The 14,494-nt window shown below is 70.4% G+C and carries 12 protein-coding genes and 2 pseudogenes; 10 read left to right on the top strand and 4 right to left on the bottom strand.

Features of this window, described 5'->3' with window-relative positions; all coding sequences use genetic code 11:
* Positions 1-220: 220 nt before the first annotated feature.
* Entirely contained in the window at positions 221-1,288 is a 1,068-nt protein-coding gene (locus tag M6G65_RS25010) for a GSCFA domain-containing protein (RefSeq protein ID WP_238195927.1), read from the bottom strand.
* Positions 1,289-1,331: 43 nt separating this feature from the next.
* On the opposite strand from M6G65_RS25010, the gene M6G65_RS25005 reads away from it, so the two are divergent.
* Positions 1,332-2,411 (top strand): WcbI family polysaccharide biosynthesis putative acetyltransferase, encoded by a 1,080-nt coding sequence (locus M6G65_RS25005; RefSeq protein ID WP_238195926.1) that lies wholly within the window; start codon positions 1,332-1,334, stop codon positions 2,409-2,411.
* 132 nt (positions 2,412-2,543) lie between these two features.
* On the opposite strand, the gene M6G65_RS25000 is transcribed toward M6G65_RS25005, so the two are convergent.
* On the bottom strand, positions 2,544-2,948 hold the full coding sequence (locus M6G65_RS25000) for a response regulator (RefSeq protein ID WP_238195925.1): 405 nt from the start codon (positions 2,946-2,948) through the stop codon (positions 2,544-2,546).
* Positions 2,949-3,346: 398 nt separating this feature from the next.
* On the opposite strand from M6G65_RS25000, the gene pal reads away from it, so the two are divergent.
* The 6 genes and pseudogenes from pal to glmM all read left to right on the top strand — a co-directional run bounded on the left by pal (position 3,347) and on the right by glmM (position 10,617).
* Positions 3,347-3,838 carry a peptidoglycan-associated lipoprotein Pal gene (gene pal / locus M6G65_RS24995; protein WP_250103023.1) on the top strand — a complete coding sequence of 164 codons (492 nt, stop codon included), beginning with the start codon at positions 3,347-3,349 and terminating at the stop codon, positions 3,836-3,838.
* Positions 3,839-4,123: 285 nt separating this feature from the next.
* On the top strand, positions 4,124-5,101 hold the full coding sequence (gene ybgF / locus M6G65_RS24990; RefSeq protein ID WP_238195924.1) for a tol-pal system protein YbgF: 978 nt from the start codon (positions 4,124-4,126) through the stop codon (positions 5,099-5,101).
* A gap of 113 nt (positions 5,102-5,214) precedes the next feature.
* A pseudogene (gene tilS / locus M6G65_RS24985) lies at positions 5,215-6,253 on the top strand (tRNA lysidine(34) synthetase TilS).
* Between the two features lie 3 nt (positions 6,254-6,256).
* A complete protein-coding gene (gene ftsH, locus M6G65_RS24980; RefSeq protein ID WP_192710612.1) occupies positions 6,257-8,179 on the top strand; it encodes an ATP-dependent zinc metalloprotease FtsH in 1,923 nt (640 codons plus the stop codon).
* Positions 8,180-8,390: 211 nt separating this feature from the next.
* Positions 8,391-9,137, top strand: a complete 747-nt coding sequence (locus M6G65_RS24975; protein WP_238195923.1) for a sulfite exporter TauE/SafE family protein — start codon at positions 8,391-8,393, stop codon at positions 9,135-9,137.
* Between the two features lie 139 nt (positions 9,138-9,276).
* Entirely contained in the window at positions 9,277-10,617 is a 1,341-nt protein-coding gene (gene glmM, locus M6G65_RS24970; RefSeq protein ID WP_250104286.1) for a phosphoglucosamine mutase, read from the top strand.
* Positions 10,618-10,621: 4 nt separating this feature from the next.
* On the opposite strand, the gene M6G65_RS24965 is transcribed toward glmM, so the two are convergent.
* Positions 10,622-10,960, bottom strand: a complete 339-nt coding sequence (locus tag M6G65_RS24965; RefSeq protein WP_238196018.1) for an MmcQ/YjbR family DNA-binding protein — start codon at positions 10,958-10,960, stop codon at positions 10,622-10,624.
* Positions 10,961-11,272: 312 nt separating this feature from the next.
* On the opposite strand from M6G65_RS24965, the pseudogene M6G65_RS24960 reads away from it, so the two are divergent.
* The 3 genes and pseudogenes from M6G65_RS24960 to M6G65_RS24950 all read left to right on the top strand — a co-directional run bounded on the left by M6G65_RS24960 (position 11,273) and on the right by M6G65_RS24950 (position 13,710).
* A pseudogene (locus tag M6G65_RS24960) lies at positions 11,273-12,264 on the top strand (outer membrane protein).
* A 259-nt stretch (positions 12,265-12,523) separates the two neighbouring features.
* Positions 12,524-13,444, top strand: a complete 921-nt coding sequence (locus tag M6G65_RS24955) for an outer membrane protein (RefSeq protein ID WP_250103022.1) — start codon at positions 12,524-12,526, stop codon at positions 13,442-13,444.
* A gap of 26 nt (positions 13,445-13,470) precedes the next feature.
* Positions 13,471-13,710 carry a hypothetical protein gene (locus tag M6G65_RS24950; protein ID WP_238195921.1) on the top strand — a complete coding sequence of 80 codons (240 nt, stop codon included), beginning with the start codon at positions 13,471-13,473 and terminating at the stop codon, positions 13,708-13,710.
* A 33-nt stretch (positions 13,711-13,743) separates the two neighbouring features.
* Here the strand turns inward: M6G65_RS24950 and M6G65_RS24945 are convergent, their stop codons facing one another.
* The gene (locus tag M6G65_RS24945; protein ID WP_091782538.1) at positions 13,744-14,292 is read right to left on the bottom strand and encodes an HNH endonuclease; all 549 of its coding nucleotides are present in this window, start codon (positions 14,290-14,292) and stop codon (positions 13,744-13,746) included.
* Positions 14,293-14,494: the final 202 nt, after the last annotated feature.

Raw genomic sequence — 14,494 nt, 5'->3', positions numbered from 1 at the left:
GGCCGAAGGCAAATCCGGATCGCCGCGCCTGCCGGCGGAGGCCGCGAACGGCCTCCGCCCGGAGCGCTTCGACCCGCCGCCGTCTTTGCGAGCGGAGCGAAGCAATCCAGGCGGCGCCACGATCGTGATGGCGCGTTGCCCTGGGTCACGTCGCTGCGCGTGATGACGATGCGGGCAAGCCTCACCGCATGACTGCGGCGGATCCGGCGAAGCTTCCCGGTCACGCCACGCTGCGCTCGATCTCCTCCTCGTCGCAGATCACGCCGGCATTGCCCTCGAACTCCGCCGCGAGGTCCACGGGGGCGTGGGTCGGGGCCGCGTTCACCCGGTCGCGGGCGAAGGTCGCCAGGAACAGGCGCATGACGTGGCGCACGCCCGCGTCGTTGATGGTGCGCTGGTCCTCGTTGTAGTAGCGCCCGGCATTCACGTTGCTCGTGACGATGTCGTAGGCGGGGAAGTAGACCGCCCGCGGGTCGCCGCGGCCAACCACCTCGCCGGCCGCCACCCGCAGCACCGACTTGGAGTAGCTGTTCGACTCCATCACGTGCCGGTCCATGTAGGTGGCGATCATCGGCACCGGCGAGACCGTGAAGATCACCCGCGCCTTCGGGTTCACGCTCCAGAGCCGGTCGAGGAAGCCGTTGAGGTCGCCGAGCACCTCGCCCGCGCCCGCGTTGACGCACTCGTAGAGCTCAGGGTCGAAGGTGCCGCCGGCAACGCCCGGGGCGAGCGGCAGCGCCGCGCCGTCGGCCCGCCAGCGCCAGCCTTCCGTGAGGCCGAGCGTCAGCACGAACACGTCGAGCGTCTCGAACAGGCGGCGCACCTCGGCGAGATGCGCGTCGCGCGCCGCGACCACCTCGGCCTCGCTCGCAAAACCCGCCGGCTCGACCGTGGGGCGGAACGGGTCGACGTAGCGGCCGTCGTCGCGCAGCCACGCCTTCAGCTCCGGCTCGAACGTCCCGTAGGCCCGGTCGAACAGCTGCACGAACTGGCGCGTGTAGTAGAGATTGCCGTAGCGTGCCGAGAACGTGCCGAACTGGCGGGCATTGGCCTCCTCGGCGCTCATGCCGGGGGGCGGCGGCTCGGTCAGGTAGTAGTTGAAGCCGGCGCCGCGCACCGCCTCGGCCACCCGCTGCGCGAAGCAGGAGCCGCCGGTGGCGACCTTGTCGGTCGGCCCGATCACGAAGGTGTCCTTCGGGTGCGGATTGACCGCGAAGGGCGGCACGTTGGTGACGACCTTGCGCCAGAATCGCTCGGCCGGTAGACCCGTATACGGATTCAACGCCATCTTCGAACCCTCTTCTTCACGACGGCGACCGCCCTCGGGGGCGATGACCCGTCCGCTGACACCGGCACGCGACGTGGCCCTGAACGACCTGCCCCGGCGCGCCCGCAGCGCGTTCACCCTCTCGGCGCCCAGCTGGGCGCCTACCCGTTGGGCCCCCACCTGGGCGACACCATGGCGGAACCGCGCCCGCGCCGCCACCGGGCGTGACGGGCCGAGCATCGCGGTGCTGGGCAATTGCCAGGCCCGGGGCGTCGCGCAGGCGATGCGCCTGCTCGCGCCGAGGAGCCCGGTGCGCTATCTGCCCATGGGCTCGCTCAAGCGCGACCACGGTCATGTCGACGGCCTGATCCGGACGCTCCGCGCCCACGACCACGTCTTCGCGCAGAGTTTCCCGGCCGGGCTGATCCCGGGCGGCGATGCCGCCACCGTGCGGGCGGCCGACCCGCGGCTCAAGCTGTTCCCGGCGATCGTGTTCTCGGCCTTCCATCCCGACATGGTCTATGTCGGCCAGGCGTCGAACCTCGCCGCGCTGAAGCTGACCCCGTCGCCCACGGGGCAGTACCACTCGGCGATCGCGCTCACTGCCTACCGGCTCGGCCTCGACCCGAAGCGCACCGCATCCCTGTTCCGCGAGGACGTGTTCGCCCGCCTGGGCTATCTCGACCACTGGGATCCGGCGGTGCGCGAGCTCGTCGGGTCGGCGGCGGCCCTCGGCTTCGGCCTGGAGCGCGAGGTGACCCGCTGGGCGCGCCGCGGCGCCTTCATGCACCTGATGAACCACCCGAAGGCCCATGTGATCGGCGACATCGCCCGGCGCCTGCTGCAGGAGAACGGGCTCACGCCCGAGCCGGTGGAGATCGAGGATTACCTTGGCGACGAGCTGGTCGAGGATGTGATCTGGCCGATCTATCCGCCGGTGGCCGAGCATTTCGGGCTGACGGGCTCGTACCTGTTCAAGACCAAGGCGCGCGGCGACGACTTCCCGACGCTCTACGACCTGCCGGGCTTCATCGCGGCGAGCTTCGCCATCTACGACGCGACGCCGCCGGGCGACCTCGCCTGCCCGCGGGTGGAGGCGTGGCTGTCCGCGCCGGACATCGTGGCGCTGTTCCGGGCCGGCTGAGGCTGCCCCCGGGAGCCCAGGCGTCCAGCCGGCCGACTCGTCTTTGCGAGCGGAGCGAAGCAATCCACGGTCGCGCCGCCCTCAGTCGCTTCGCTGCGCGCGATGACGGTCCGGCTCGGATGGGTCTGTGACTCAGCCCGCCGCGCAGAGCGGCGCGTCATGCGCCGTCCCGCCGAGGCCGTCGACCATCATCCGGACCAGCCGGTTGACCTCCTGGACCTGGAACGGCTTGCGCAGGAACAGGCTGCCGGGCACGCCGCTGCGGCGGTTCGCGTCGGTGGAGGTGTAGACCACCGGCCGGTCGGGATGGATCGACCGGAAGGCGTGGGCCACGCTCCAGCCGTCGATCAGCCCCGGCAGATGGATGTCGGTGAACAGCCAGTCGATCTCGCCGCCGCGGGCGCGCAGCAGCGTCAGCGCGGCCTCGCCGGTCGAGGCCTCGATCACCCGGATCCCGTGCGTCTCACACAGGCTCGCGACGATCTCGAGGAGCAGGTAGCTGTCCTCGACGATGAGGACGCACTGGGCGGGACGCATGGCGGATGTCCGGTGTTCGGCCGCTCCATTCAAGAATGGATAGGGTTGAGGATCCCTTAAATGCCGGCCGCAACGGTTACCGTGTCGGCCTGGGCCACGCCCGGTCGCGCTGCCGTCGGGCGCGGCGCTCGGGCTTCGTTCCCACGCACGGTCCTGTTGCAGCGCCGCAACCGGTCCGTCCGAAATGGCCTGTCCGGCCTCGATGCCCCGCCGCCGCCGCATTCCGGGTGCGACAGCGCACGACGTCGAGCGCGCCCACGGCGCCAACCCGTCCCGAGGCCGCTCGTCGGAACCGTCGCTTAACCATCCGCGCCTACCAACGGTACCCAGGACTACGCGGACCCGCCTCGAAGACCCGCAGCCGGCCTTCGGCACCGCTCGAGGAGCTTTTTCAGATCATGACGCAGCGTTTTCGTGCCGCCGCCCTCGGCCTCGCCCTCGTCGCCGGCCTCGGCCTCGGCGCCTGCAGCAACGACAAGGATCTCGCCGACGCCTCCGCCTTCGGGGCCGGCGCCGCGACCCCGGGCAGCGCGCAGGACTTCGTCGTCAATATCGGCGACCGGGTGTTCTTCGAATCGGATTCCACCGATCTGACGCCGACCGCGACCGCCACCCTCGACAAGCAGGCCGCGTGGCTGCAGCGCTACCCGCGCTACACCTTCATCATCGAGGGCCACGCCGACGAGCGCGGCACCCGCGAGTACAACTTCTCCCTGGGCGCCCGCCGGGCCCAGGCGGTGAATGACTACCTCGCCACCCGCGGCATTGCGGGCAACCGCATGCGGACGGTGTCGTACGGCAAGGAGCGGCCGGTGGCGGTCTGCAACGACATCTCGTGCTGGTCGCAGAACCGCCGCGCGGTGATCGTGCTGGACCGCGGCGCCGCGTAACGGAGGGCGTAACGGCCTCCTCTGTGTGAAGCGTCGCGAGTCGCGGCGCGCCCTCCGCGACCGCATCTGCACAGCGCGGGTGACGATGCGGCATCAGGATGATGCGCGGGGCCCCTCTCCCGAGCGGTACAGGGGTCCGTCGCAGTCTTCGGGGGAGGGCGGGTACGCAGCGAACCGGGACTGCGCGTCCCGCCGGATGACCCAAAAGGTTGAACGCGCCGCAGTTTTGCCGCGGTGCGGCGCATCTGATAGGGCCTCGCGCCGCCACCGGATCGCAGCCGCATCATGCCCGCCCGCCTTCGCACCCGCCTCGCGCTCTCCACGATCCTGGGAGCCCTGCTCCTCGGTCATCCGGCCGCCGCACAGGACGCCTCCGAGCTGGTGGTGCGCCTCGGACGGATCGAGAACCAGTCCCGGCTCATGGCCGGGCAGATCGAGACCCTCCAGTACGAGAACCGCCAGCTCAAGGAGCAGCTGCGCAAGTTCCAGGAGGACGTCGAGTTCCGCCTGAACGAGGGCAAGGGCGGCAAGCCCTCCGCGGCTCCGGCGCCGGCGGGGGCCGTCAACGGTGGCAATCCGGGCGCCGGCCGCCCCGGCAAGCGCGGCGACGCCTTCGACCCGTCCCAATCCCCCGGTGCCCCGGGCACCCCGATGCAGCTCGGCAGCACGCAGCCCTCCGCGCCGCTGCCGCCCCGGGACACCGTCGAGACCGCGCCCCGGCCGCAGCGCCTGCCGCAAGGGGCGATCAACGGTGAGGACGAGGACGCGGACGCCGCGGCGCCCGGCTACGACGAGCCGGTGGACCTGCGCCCGCCGGCCCGGACGGGGGCGATCCCGGCGCGGCCCTCCGAGAGCGTGGCCGCTACCCAGACCGGCGATCCGGCCTCGGATTACGACGCCGCCGTGGAGCTGTACCGCGCCAAGCAGTACGAGCAGGCCGAGATGGGCCTGCGCCAGTTCATCCAGTCGCATCCGCGCGACAACCGCGTCGCCGGTGCCACCTACTGGCTGGGCGAGAGCTACCTGGCCCGCGGCCGCAATCGCGAGGCGGCCGAGCAGTTCCTGAAGGTCTCGACCGACTACGCCCGCTCGTCCCAGGCGCCCGACGCCATGCTGAAGCTCGGCGTCACGCTCAACGCCCTCGGGGCCCGCGAGCAGGCCTGCGCGACCCTGGCCGAGCTGGACCGGAAATTCCCGAATGCCGGCAACGGCGTCCGTCAGGGCGTCGCGCGCGAGCAGAAGCGCGCCCGCTGCGGCGCTTGAGCGGGCCGGGCGATCCGGTCCTCGACGCCCTGAGCCCCTGGCTCGGCCGTTCCACCCGCGACCGGCCGGGCGTTCTCCTCGCCGTCTCGGGCGGCCCCGATTCGACCGCCCTGATGCACGCCGCCGCGATCCTGGGGCGCGCGACCGGCGCATCCGTCCAGGTCGCCACCGTGGACCACGGCCTGCGGGCGGGCTCCGACGCCGAGGCCCACGCTGTCGGCCAGGCCGCCCGGTCCCTCGGCCTAGTTCACGCGATCCTGCCCTGGTCGGGCCCGAAGCCCGGCACCGGCCTGCAGGACGCGGCCCGCAACGCCCGCTACGCCCTGCTCGCCGCCCAGGCCGAGGCGATCGGCGCCGGCCTCGTCCTCACCGCGCACACCCAGGATGACCAAGCCGAGACGGTGCTGATGCGGCTCGCCGCCGGCAGCGGCCTCGCGGGGCTCGCCGGCATGCGCGCCGAACGGGCGCTCGCCCCCGGCCTGAGGCTCGGCCGTCCCTTCCTGCACCTGTCGAAATCCGCCCTGGTGGCGTGGTGCAGGCCCGCGGCATCCCGTATCTGCGCGACCCCGCCAACGTGAATCCGCGCTTCGCCCGGGCCCGCCTGCGCGCGGCCGGCCGGTCCTGGAGCGCGAGGGCCTGACCCCGGCGCGTCTCGCCCGCCTGGCCGCGCGCGCCGCCCGCGACGAGGCCGCGCTCCGCAGCGCGGCGGCGCGGGCCCTCGACACCGCGCTTCTGCCCGGCGCGGCGACGGGCGCGGTCCTGTGCCTCGATGGTGCCGCCCTGGCGGCGCTGCCCGACGCCGTGGCTCTGCGCTGCCTCGATCTCGCCCTGAGCCGGGCCGGCGGAGCGCCGCGCCGGCTCGAACGCCTCGAGGCGCTGGTCCTCGAATCGCTGCTGCCGGCCCTGCGTCGCGGCGCACCGATCCGGCGCACCCTGGCGGGGCTCCTGGTCGCCGCGGAGGCCGACGGCACCGTGCGCTTCGCCCCCGCGCCGCCGCGCCGCCGCAGGGCCGCGGATGCTGCCCTCGCCGCAGGGGCCCCCGAATTACTTGGCAACGGAGACACCCCCGCCTACATTGGCGAAGTGTGCACGGATGGACCGGAACAGCCGCGTGGCGGATCCGTCCTGGGGGTCGCACACGCCAAGGATTGATCGATGAACCCGAATTTTCGCAACTTTGCCTTATGGGTCGTCATCTTTCTGCTGGTGCTGGCCCTGGTCACCCTGTTCCAGAATCCGGGGCACCGGGGCGGCGGCAGCGAGATCGCCTACAGCCAGCTCCTGAACGACGCCGATGCCGGCAAGATCCAGTCGGTGGTGATCTCCGGGCAAGACGTGTCCGGCACCTATGTCGGTGGCGGCAACTTCACGAGCTACGCGCCCAACGACCCGAGCCTGGTCTCCAAGCTCCAGGGCAAGGGCGTGCAGATCACCGCCCGTCCGCCGTCGGACAACACCCCCTGGTTCATCCAGCTGCTCGTGAGCTGGCTGCCGATCCTTGTCTTCATCGGCGCCTGGATCTTCCTCTCGCGCCAGATGCAGTCGGGCGCCGGCCGCGCCATGGGCTTTGGCAAGTCGAAGGCGAAGCTCCTGAACGAGGCCCACGGCCGCGTGTCGTTCGATGACGTCGCAGGCGTCGAGGAGGCGAAGGAGGATCTCCAGGAGATCGTCGAGTTCCTCCGCGACCCGCAGAAGTTCCAGCGGCTCGGCGGCCGGATCCCGCGCGGCGTGCTGCTCGTCGGCCCGCCCGGCACCGGTAAGACCCTGATCGCCCGGGCGGTCGCCGGTGAGGCCAACGTGCCGTTCTTCACCATCTCGGGCTCCGACTTCGTCGAGATGTTCGTGGGCGTCGGCGCCAGCCGCGTGCGCGACATGTTCGAGCAGGCCAAGAAGAACGCGCCCTGCATCATCTTCATCGACGAGATCGACGCGGTCGGCCGTCACCGCGGCGCCGGCCTCGGCGGCGGCAACGACGAGCGCGAGCAGACCCTCAACCAGCTCCTCGTGGAGATGGACGGGTTCGAGGCCAACGAGGGCGTGATCATCATCGCGGCGACCAACCGCCCCGACGTGCTCGACCCGGCGCTGCTGCGTCCCGGCCGCTTCGACCGCCAGATCATGGTGCCGAACCCGGACGTCACCGGCCGCGAGCGCATCCTGCGGGTCCATGTCCGCAAGGTGCCGCTGGCCCCCGACGTCGACCTCAAGACCATCGCGCGCGGCACCCCGGGCTTCTCGGGCGCCGACCTGATGAACTTGGTCAACGAGTCCGCGCTGCTCGCCGCCCGTCGCGGCAAGCGCATCGTCACGATGCACGAGTTCGAGGATGCCAAGGACAAGGTCATGATGGGCGCCGAGCGGCGCACCCTGGTCATGACCGAGGATGAGAAGCGGCTCACCGCCTATCACGAGGGCGGCCACGCCATCGTGGCGCTGAACGTCCCGGCCACCGACCCGGTGCACAAGGCGACGATCATCCCTCGCGGCCGGGCGCTCGGCATGGTCATGCAGCTGCCCGAGCGCGACAAGCTCTCCATGAGCTTCGAGCAGATGACCTCGCGGCTGGCGATCATGATGGGCGGCCGCATCGCCGAGGAGATGACCTTCGGGCGCGAGAAGGTGACCTCGGGCGCGCAGTCGGACATCGAGCAGGCGACGCGGCTGGCCAAGATGATGGTGACCCGCTGGGGCTTCAGCCCCGAGCTCGGCACCGTCGCGTACGGCGACAACAACGACGAGGTCTTTCTCGGCATGTCGATGGGCCGGCAGCAATCGGTCTCCGAATCGACCGCCCAGAAGATCGACGCCGAGGTCCGCCGCCTCGTGGAGACCGGCCTCGAGGAGGCGCGCCGCATCCTGGCCGAGCACAAGGATGACCTGGAGGCCCTGGCGCAGGGGCTCCTCGAATACGAGACCCTCTCGGGCGAGGAGATCCGCAACCTGCTTAAGGGCCAGCCCCCGATCCGCGACGGCGGCGACGTGCCGCCGACCCCGGCCCGGGGCTCCTCGGTTCCCTCGGCGGGCCGCGGCCGGCCGAAGGAGAGCGACGGCGGCCTGGAGCCGCAGCCGCAGGCCTGAGGTCTCGGGACAGACGATCGGAAGGGCGCCGCGAGGCGCCCTTTTTCGTGGGCGGCAGCCCGTCATCGCTTCGCTCCGCGCAAAGACGCCGGTTGGCCGACGCACGCGTGACAATCCAGACCGCGCGTTTGCAGGCCGCACCCGCCGGCCGCGCCAAAGCCTCGGTTCGGAACTACCGACCGACAGAACGATCCTGAAGGCCCATTCGCCCATGCCGGTCTCGACCTATCTCGTCGTCGCCCTCGGCGCCGGCGTCGCCGGCTTCGTGCAGGGCCTGTCGGGTTTCGCCTTCGGGCTGGTGGCGCTGTCCTTCTGGGCCTGGGTGATCGACCCGAAGCTCGCCGCCGTGCTGGCCGTCTCCGGCGGCTTGACCGGGCAGGTGGTGGCCGCCGTCACGGTCCGGCGCGGGCTCGATCTCGGCCGCATCGCACCGTTCGTGCTCGGCGGCCTCGCCGGGATTCCGCTGGGGGTCCTCCTGCTGCCCCGCCTCGACGCGGACTGGTTCAAGGCGCTGCTGGGCCTCCTGCTGATGGTCTGGTGCCCGCTGATGCTGCTCGCCCGCGACCTGCCGCGGATCACGGTTGGCGGGCGGATCGCCGATGCCGCGGTCGGCCTCGCCGGCGGCATGATGGGTGGCCTGGGCGGCTTCACGGGCGTTCTCCCGACCCTGTGGTGCACCCTGCGCCGCTACGAGCGCGACGTGCAGCGCACGATCATCCAGAACTTCAATCTCGCGATGCTGACCGTGACGATGATCTCCTACCTCGCCACCGGTCTGGTCACCCGGCCGATGCTGCCCATGTTGGCCGTGGTGCTGCCCACCATGCTGGTGCCCACGCTGCTCGGCACCCGGGCCTATGTCGGCATCAGCGAATCCGGGTTCCGCAAGCTGGTCCTGACGCTCCTGACCGGCTCGGGCGTCATCCTCGTCGCCGCGTCATGGCCGAAGATCCTGTAGCCCGACGCCAGGCCCCGCCGTATTTCGACCGCCTTTGTCGCGGAGCAACCGATTCACCACGGCACGGCGTCCGCCCCCGGACGCGGCCGCGATCTGCTAAGTCTGGTCCGGCCTTCGTCCGGGCCCCGGAGACGTCATGGTGCGCAAGTATTTCGGAACCGACGGCATCCGGGGCCGGGCCAACGGCGTGATCACGCCGGAACTCGCCCTCAAGGTGGGGCAGGCCGCCGGTCTCGTGTTCCAGCGCGGCGACCATCGCCACCGGGTGGTGATCGGCAAGGACACCCGCCTCTCCGGCTACATGATCGAGACCGCGCTCGTGGCGGGCTTCACCTCGGTGGGCATGGACGTCCTGCTCCTGGGGCCCGTGCCGACGCCCGCCGTGGCGATGCTGACCCGCTCCATGCGGGCCGATCTCGGCGTGATGATCTCGGCCTCGCACAACCCGTTCGAGGACAACGGCATCAAGCTGTTCGGACCCGACGGCTTCAAGCTCAACGACACGATCGAGCACGAGATCGAGGAGTTGATCGACGCCGACATGCACAAGCGCCTGTCCGGCTCCAACGACCTCGGCCGGGCCAAGCGCATCGAGAGCGTGCATGCCCGCTATATCGAGTTCGCCAAGCGGACCCTGCCGCGGCAGGTGACCCTGGACGGCCTGCGGGTCGTGGTCGATTGCGCCAACGGCGCCGCCTACCGGGTCGCCCCCGAGACCCTGTGGGAGCTCGGCGCCGAGGTCATCGCGATCGGCACCGAGCCGGACGGGTTCAACATCAATCGCGATGTCGGCTCGACCGCGCCGGCGGCGCTCGCCGAGAAGGTGCGCGAGCGCCGGGCCGATATCGGCATCGCGCTGGACGGCGATGCCGACCGGGTGCTGATCGTCGACGAGAAGGGTCAGGTGGTCGACGGCGACCAGCTCATGGCGGTCGTGGCCCGCTCCTGGAAGGAGGACGAGCGCCTCACCCAGCCGGGCGTGGTCGCGACGATCATGTCGAATCTCGGCCTGGAGCGCTATCTCGGCGGCCTCGGGCTGACGCTGGCCCGCACCGCGGTCGGCGACCGCTACGTCCTCGAGCACATGCGCCAGCACGGCTACAATCTCGGCGGCGAGCAGTCCGGCCACATCATCATGTCGGACTACACGACCACCGGCGACGGCCTGGTGGCGGCGCTCCAGCTCCTCAGCGTGGTGCAGCGGCAGAACCGGCCGGTGAGCGAGGTCTGCCACTGCTTCGACCCGCTGCCGCAGATCCTCAAGAACGTCCGCTACAAGACCGGCGAGCCCCTCCGGCAGGACAGCGTGGTCAGCGCCATCGAGCACGCCCGCGAGCGGCTCGGCAATGCCGGCCGCCTGGTGATCCGCCCCTCCGGCACCGAGCCGGTGATCCGCGTGATGGCCGAGGGCGACGATCGCGGCCTCGTCAACGCGGTGGTCGACGAGGTGGTCGACGCCGTGTCCCGGGCCGCGGCCTGACCGGTCAGGCGCGGTCGTAGGCGGCGCGCAGCTCCGCCGGTGCGGTCATCCGCCATGCCGCCAGCAGGGCTGCCCGCAGGGTCTCCTCCGCGCAGCCGTCGAGATCGAGATTGGTCCAGCCGCGGCGCCCCCAGGCGCCGTCGAGGGGCGTGAACAGGTCCGGCTCGGCCGCGCACAGCGCCGCCTGATCCGCGGGCGACAGCCGCAGCACCAGCCGCGCCTCCTCGAGCCACAGGGTCGCCAGCACCCGGCCGCCGACGCGGAAATCCGGGTTGCCGCTGTGGGCGCCCGCCACCGTCTCCGGCAGCATCAGCGCCAGGATGCGCACCTCCTCGGGGAGCACCGGCGCCTCAACCCGACGCACGGGGCAGGTCGGCTGGTGGCCGGTCGGCCGTCGGTCGCCTCCCAACCGGGACAGAGTCGGTCGCGTCGCTCATGCCTGCTTCCCCCGGCAGTTGTTGGACGCGTCCGTGGCGACGCAGGGCCACGGAGACAAGTAAAATCCGAGCAACAGAGATCCTGACCGGCCGACAGGAATGCGCAAGCCTAACATTTAACGTTAAGTCAGATTTAAGACGTTGCTTTCATCCTTCACCACGTACCCCCGAGACCGCACGCGGAGCGTCCGGCTCACGTGCCCAGTGAAGGAATTCCTATGGCCCGCTCCAAGCTGAACGCTTTGGTGCGTAGCCTGACGCTCGTGGCGAGCGTCGGCGCGCCCTGCCTCGCCGCCGCCGCGGATCTGCTGCCCCCGCCCCCGCCGCCTCCGCCGCCCCCCCGATCGAGGTCGGCGGCGGCTGGTACCTGCGCGGCGACGTCGGCGCGAGCATCTACACCCGTCCGAAGTACAGCGAGGCCTACGACTACACCGGCTACGCCGAGTCCAACCGGTCCTTCGGCAACGAGATCGGCAGCGGCGGTTTCGCGGGGGTCGGCGTCGGCTACCAGTTCACCCCGTTCTTCCGCGGCGACATCACCGGCGAGTACCGCTACGCCACCGGCCTGCGCGGCAGCGAGTACTACCGCGGCCCGGACTACGATGACGGTCTCGGCTCCTACGGTGTCAACAAGTCGAGCGGCCACTTCGACTCCGCCGTCGTGCTCGCCAACGCGTATTTCGATCTCGGCACGTGGTACGGCATCACGCCGTTCATCGGCGGCGGCGTCGGCTACGCCTTCAACCACATCTCGTCCTACTCGACCAACCAGCAGTTCACGAGCCCGACCTACGGATACGATTACGGCAACCCGGTCTACGGCTGCGATTGCGGCGCACCCTCCTACAATTACAAGCCGGTCTACGACTCGAACGGCAACCCGGTCTACAACACCAACAGCGGCACCAAGTTCTACAAGGACAAGTCGAGCGGCAGCTTCGCCTGGGCGCTCCACGCCGGTCTCGCCTACAACGTGACCGACGCGTTCAAGGTCGAGCTGGCCTACCGCTACCTGAACCTCGGCAAGGCCGAGACCGGCGCCGGATACGTGCCGTGCTGCACCGGCAGCCTGCAGGCGATCAAGGTGAAGGACATCGAGGCGCACGACGTGAAGATCGGCCTGCGCTACTACCTCGGCGGCGTCGTCGCGGCCCCGCTGCCGCCGCTGATGCCGGAGCCGATCCCCGGCCCGCTGGTGCGCAAGTACTGATCGCGCACCGAACCCGAACCCCATCGTGAGACTGACGACGGCGCGGAGATCCTCCGCGCCGTTTCGCGTTGTGCGCCGCGTCCGCCGGGCAGTCCGGCCCGTCGCGGCTGTCAGGTTTGCCGCGTCACGCACCAAGACCAGGAACTCCGGATCGAGACTGAGAGAATGTAAGTTAGCAACGGACAATTAAGGTTACTCATCTACCACTCAGTCGAGGCTCGATCCGCCGTCCGTCTCTTTCCGTCCCAGGACGATCCCGATGCGTACCGTCACCTTTCCGCTGCTGGCGGTTCTCGGTCTCTGCGGCGTGACCACCGCCCGAGCCGCCGATCTGGATTACGATTACCTGCGCGGTGCCGAGTACGACCCGGTCGCGGCGCCGATTCCGGTGATCGACTGGAGCGGCTTCTATGTCGGCGGCCACGGCGGCTTCACCTCGACCAGCCTGGGCTTCGGAAACACCGCCCAGCCCATCGTCGCCAACGATCTGCGCCAGACCGCGGTCGAGAGTCAGTTCCGTGTCTCCACCCTGCTGTCGCCGAACGCCAGCCAGCGGGTGAACGGAACCAGCTTCGGCGCGCTGGCCGGCTACAACATGCAGTTCGACGAGATCGTCCTCGGGATCGAGGCCGACTACACGCATTTCGGCTCGGGCGGAGCGGTCCGCGACAGCATCGGCCGGCAGATGGTGACCAGCGACGGCTTCGTGAACTACGTCTACCTCGCGAGCAACTCCAGCACCAAGCTTGACGATTACGCCACGCTGCGCGCCCGGGCGGGATATGCGTTCGGCAACTTCCTACCCTTCGTGACGGGCGGGTTTGCGATCGGCTCGGCGCAGATCACCGACCGCGTGTCCGTGCAGGTGGCCGGCTACGACCAGACGACCTACAAGGCGAACCAGGCGATCGCGGACGGTTCTAAGCCGGCCTATGTCGGACGTTACGGCTACAGCGCGTTCGACGCGAACAACCCGGAAGTCGGGCTCCTCGCTCCGGATGTGTTCAACCGTACCAAGACGAAGATCGTCGGGGGTTTCTCGGCCGGCACCGGTATCGAGTACGCCATTACGCCCAACATTTTGCTGCGCGCCGAGTATCAGTACGTGATCTTCAATGCCTTCGACGGGCACAAGGTCAACCTGAACACCGTTCGTGGCGGCGCGGCGGTCAAGTTCTGATGCCGAGCTTCGGCGGGAGCCTGCCCATGCCAATCCCACGCGCCGCCTGCATCGCCGCCCTGTTGCTCGTCGCCAGCCCGCTCCTCGAGCCCGCCGGCGCGGCGGATTGGCCTCGAGACCGGCACGGGCCCCGCCCGATCCGCGACCGCAGCACGGTCCGGGCCGTTCCCCCGGTCCCGCCGCCCGTGCTGGTGCGGGGCTACCTGCCGCGCAACCACAACATCCCGATGTACAACGAGCCGCCCCGGCGCGAGCCGGTTTGGTAAAGTCGACCTGGTGATCGCCGCGGCGGCTCCGCCTCAGCTCTCCAGCTCGCTGTCCCAGTACAGGTAGTCGAGCCAGGTGTGGTGATACTGGCGGTGGTCGAACTCAGGCTGCCGGTGGTGCAGCTCGTAGCGCGTCGGCCGCCGCGGCTCGGTCATCAGCGGCATGTCGGCCTCGTCCGGCGTGCGGTTCGCCTTGCGCAGGTTGCAGGGCGAGCAGGCCGCCACGACGTTCTCCCAGCTCGACAGGCCGCCTCGGGAGCGCGGCACCACGTGGTCGAAGGTCAGGCCGCCCGAGGGCAGCCGCAGGCCGCAATACTGGCAGCTGAATCCGTCCCGCAGGTAGATGTTGTAGCGGGTGAAGGCCGGGCTGCGGGCGAGCGCCACGTAGTTCTTCAGGGCCACCACGCTCGGGACCCGCAGCGACCGCGAAGGCGAGCGCGCCTCCACGTCGTAGCTCGCCACCAATGTGACGCGGTCGAGGAACAGGGCCGTGAAGGCGTCCTTCCACGACCAGAGGGAGAGCGGATTATACGAGAGCGGCCGATAATCCGCGTTCAGGACGAGGGTTTGGAGATCCATCATCGGCGCGACTCTTCGGACTATCTCTGACGCGGATAACGCGCGGGACCGCGCCGCCGCCTCACCGGCCCACCCGAACCGGCCCAGGGCCGATGCAGGACGGGCCGGCGCGCGACGCGTCGGCTTGGCGGGAGAGGCGGAGGGAGCAACAGGGCTGCGGGCCGGCGCGCAGGGGCGCCGGTCGAGGCGGTCACATCCGGAACGC

The organism is Methylobacterium tardum (genome assembly GCF_023546765.1).
Lineage (GTDB): Bacteria > Pseudomonadota > Alphaproteobacteria > Rhizobiales > Beijerinckiaceae > Methylobacterium > Methylobacterium tardum.
This window is presented reverse-complemented; position numbering and strand designations above follow the sequence as displayed.

Coding starts and splice junctions, on each gene's coding strand:
- ybgF (WP_238195924.1), top strand. CDS start 4,124: ATGCCCGCCCGCCTTCGCACCCGCCTCGCGCTCTCCACGATCCTGGGA.
- M6G65_RS24950 (WP_238195921.1), top strand. CDS start 13,471: ATGCCAATCCCACGCGCCGCCTGCATCGCCGCCCTGTTGCTCGTCGCC.
- ftsH (WP_192710612.1), top strand. CDS start 6,257: ATGAACCCGAATTTTCGCAACTTTGCCTTATGGGTCGTCATCTTTCTG.
- M6G65_RS24955 (WP_250103022.1), top strand. CDS start 12,524: ATGCGTACCGTCACCTTTCCGCTGCTGGCGGTTCTCGGTCTCTGCGGC.
- M6G65_RS24945 (WP_091782538.1), bottom strand. CDS start 14,292: ATGATGGATCTCCAAACCCTCGTCCTGAACGCGGATTATCGGCCGCTC.
- M6G65_RS24975 (WP_238195923.1), top strand. CDS start 8,391: ATGCCGGTCTCGACCTATCTCGTCGTCGCCCTCGGCGCCGGCGTCGCC.
- M6G65_RS25000 (WP_238195925.1), bottom strand. CDS start 2,948: ATGCGTCCCGCCCAGTGCGTCCTCATCGTCGAGGACAGCTACCTGCTC.
- M6G65_RS25005 (WP_238195926.1), top strand. CDS start 1,332: ATGACCCGTCCGCTGACACCGGCACGCGACGTGGCCCTGAACGACCTG.
- M6G65_RS25010 (WP_238195927.1), bottom strand. CDS start 1,288: ATGGCGTTGAATCCGTATACGGGTCTACCGGCCGAGCGATTCTGGCGC.
- pal (WP_250103023.1), top strand. CDS start 3,347: ATGACGCAGCGTTTTCGTGCCGCCGCCCTCGGCCTCGCCCTCGTCGCC.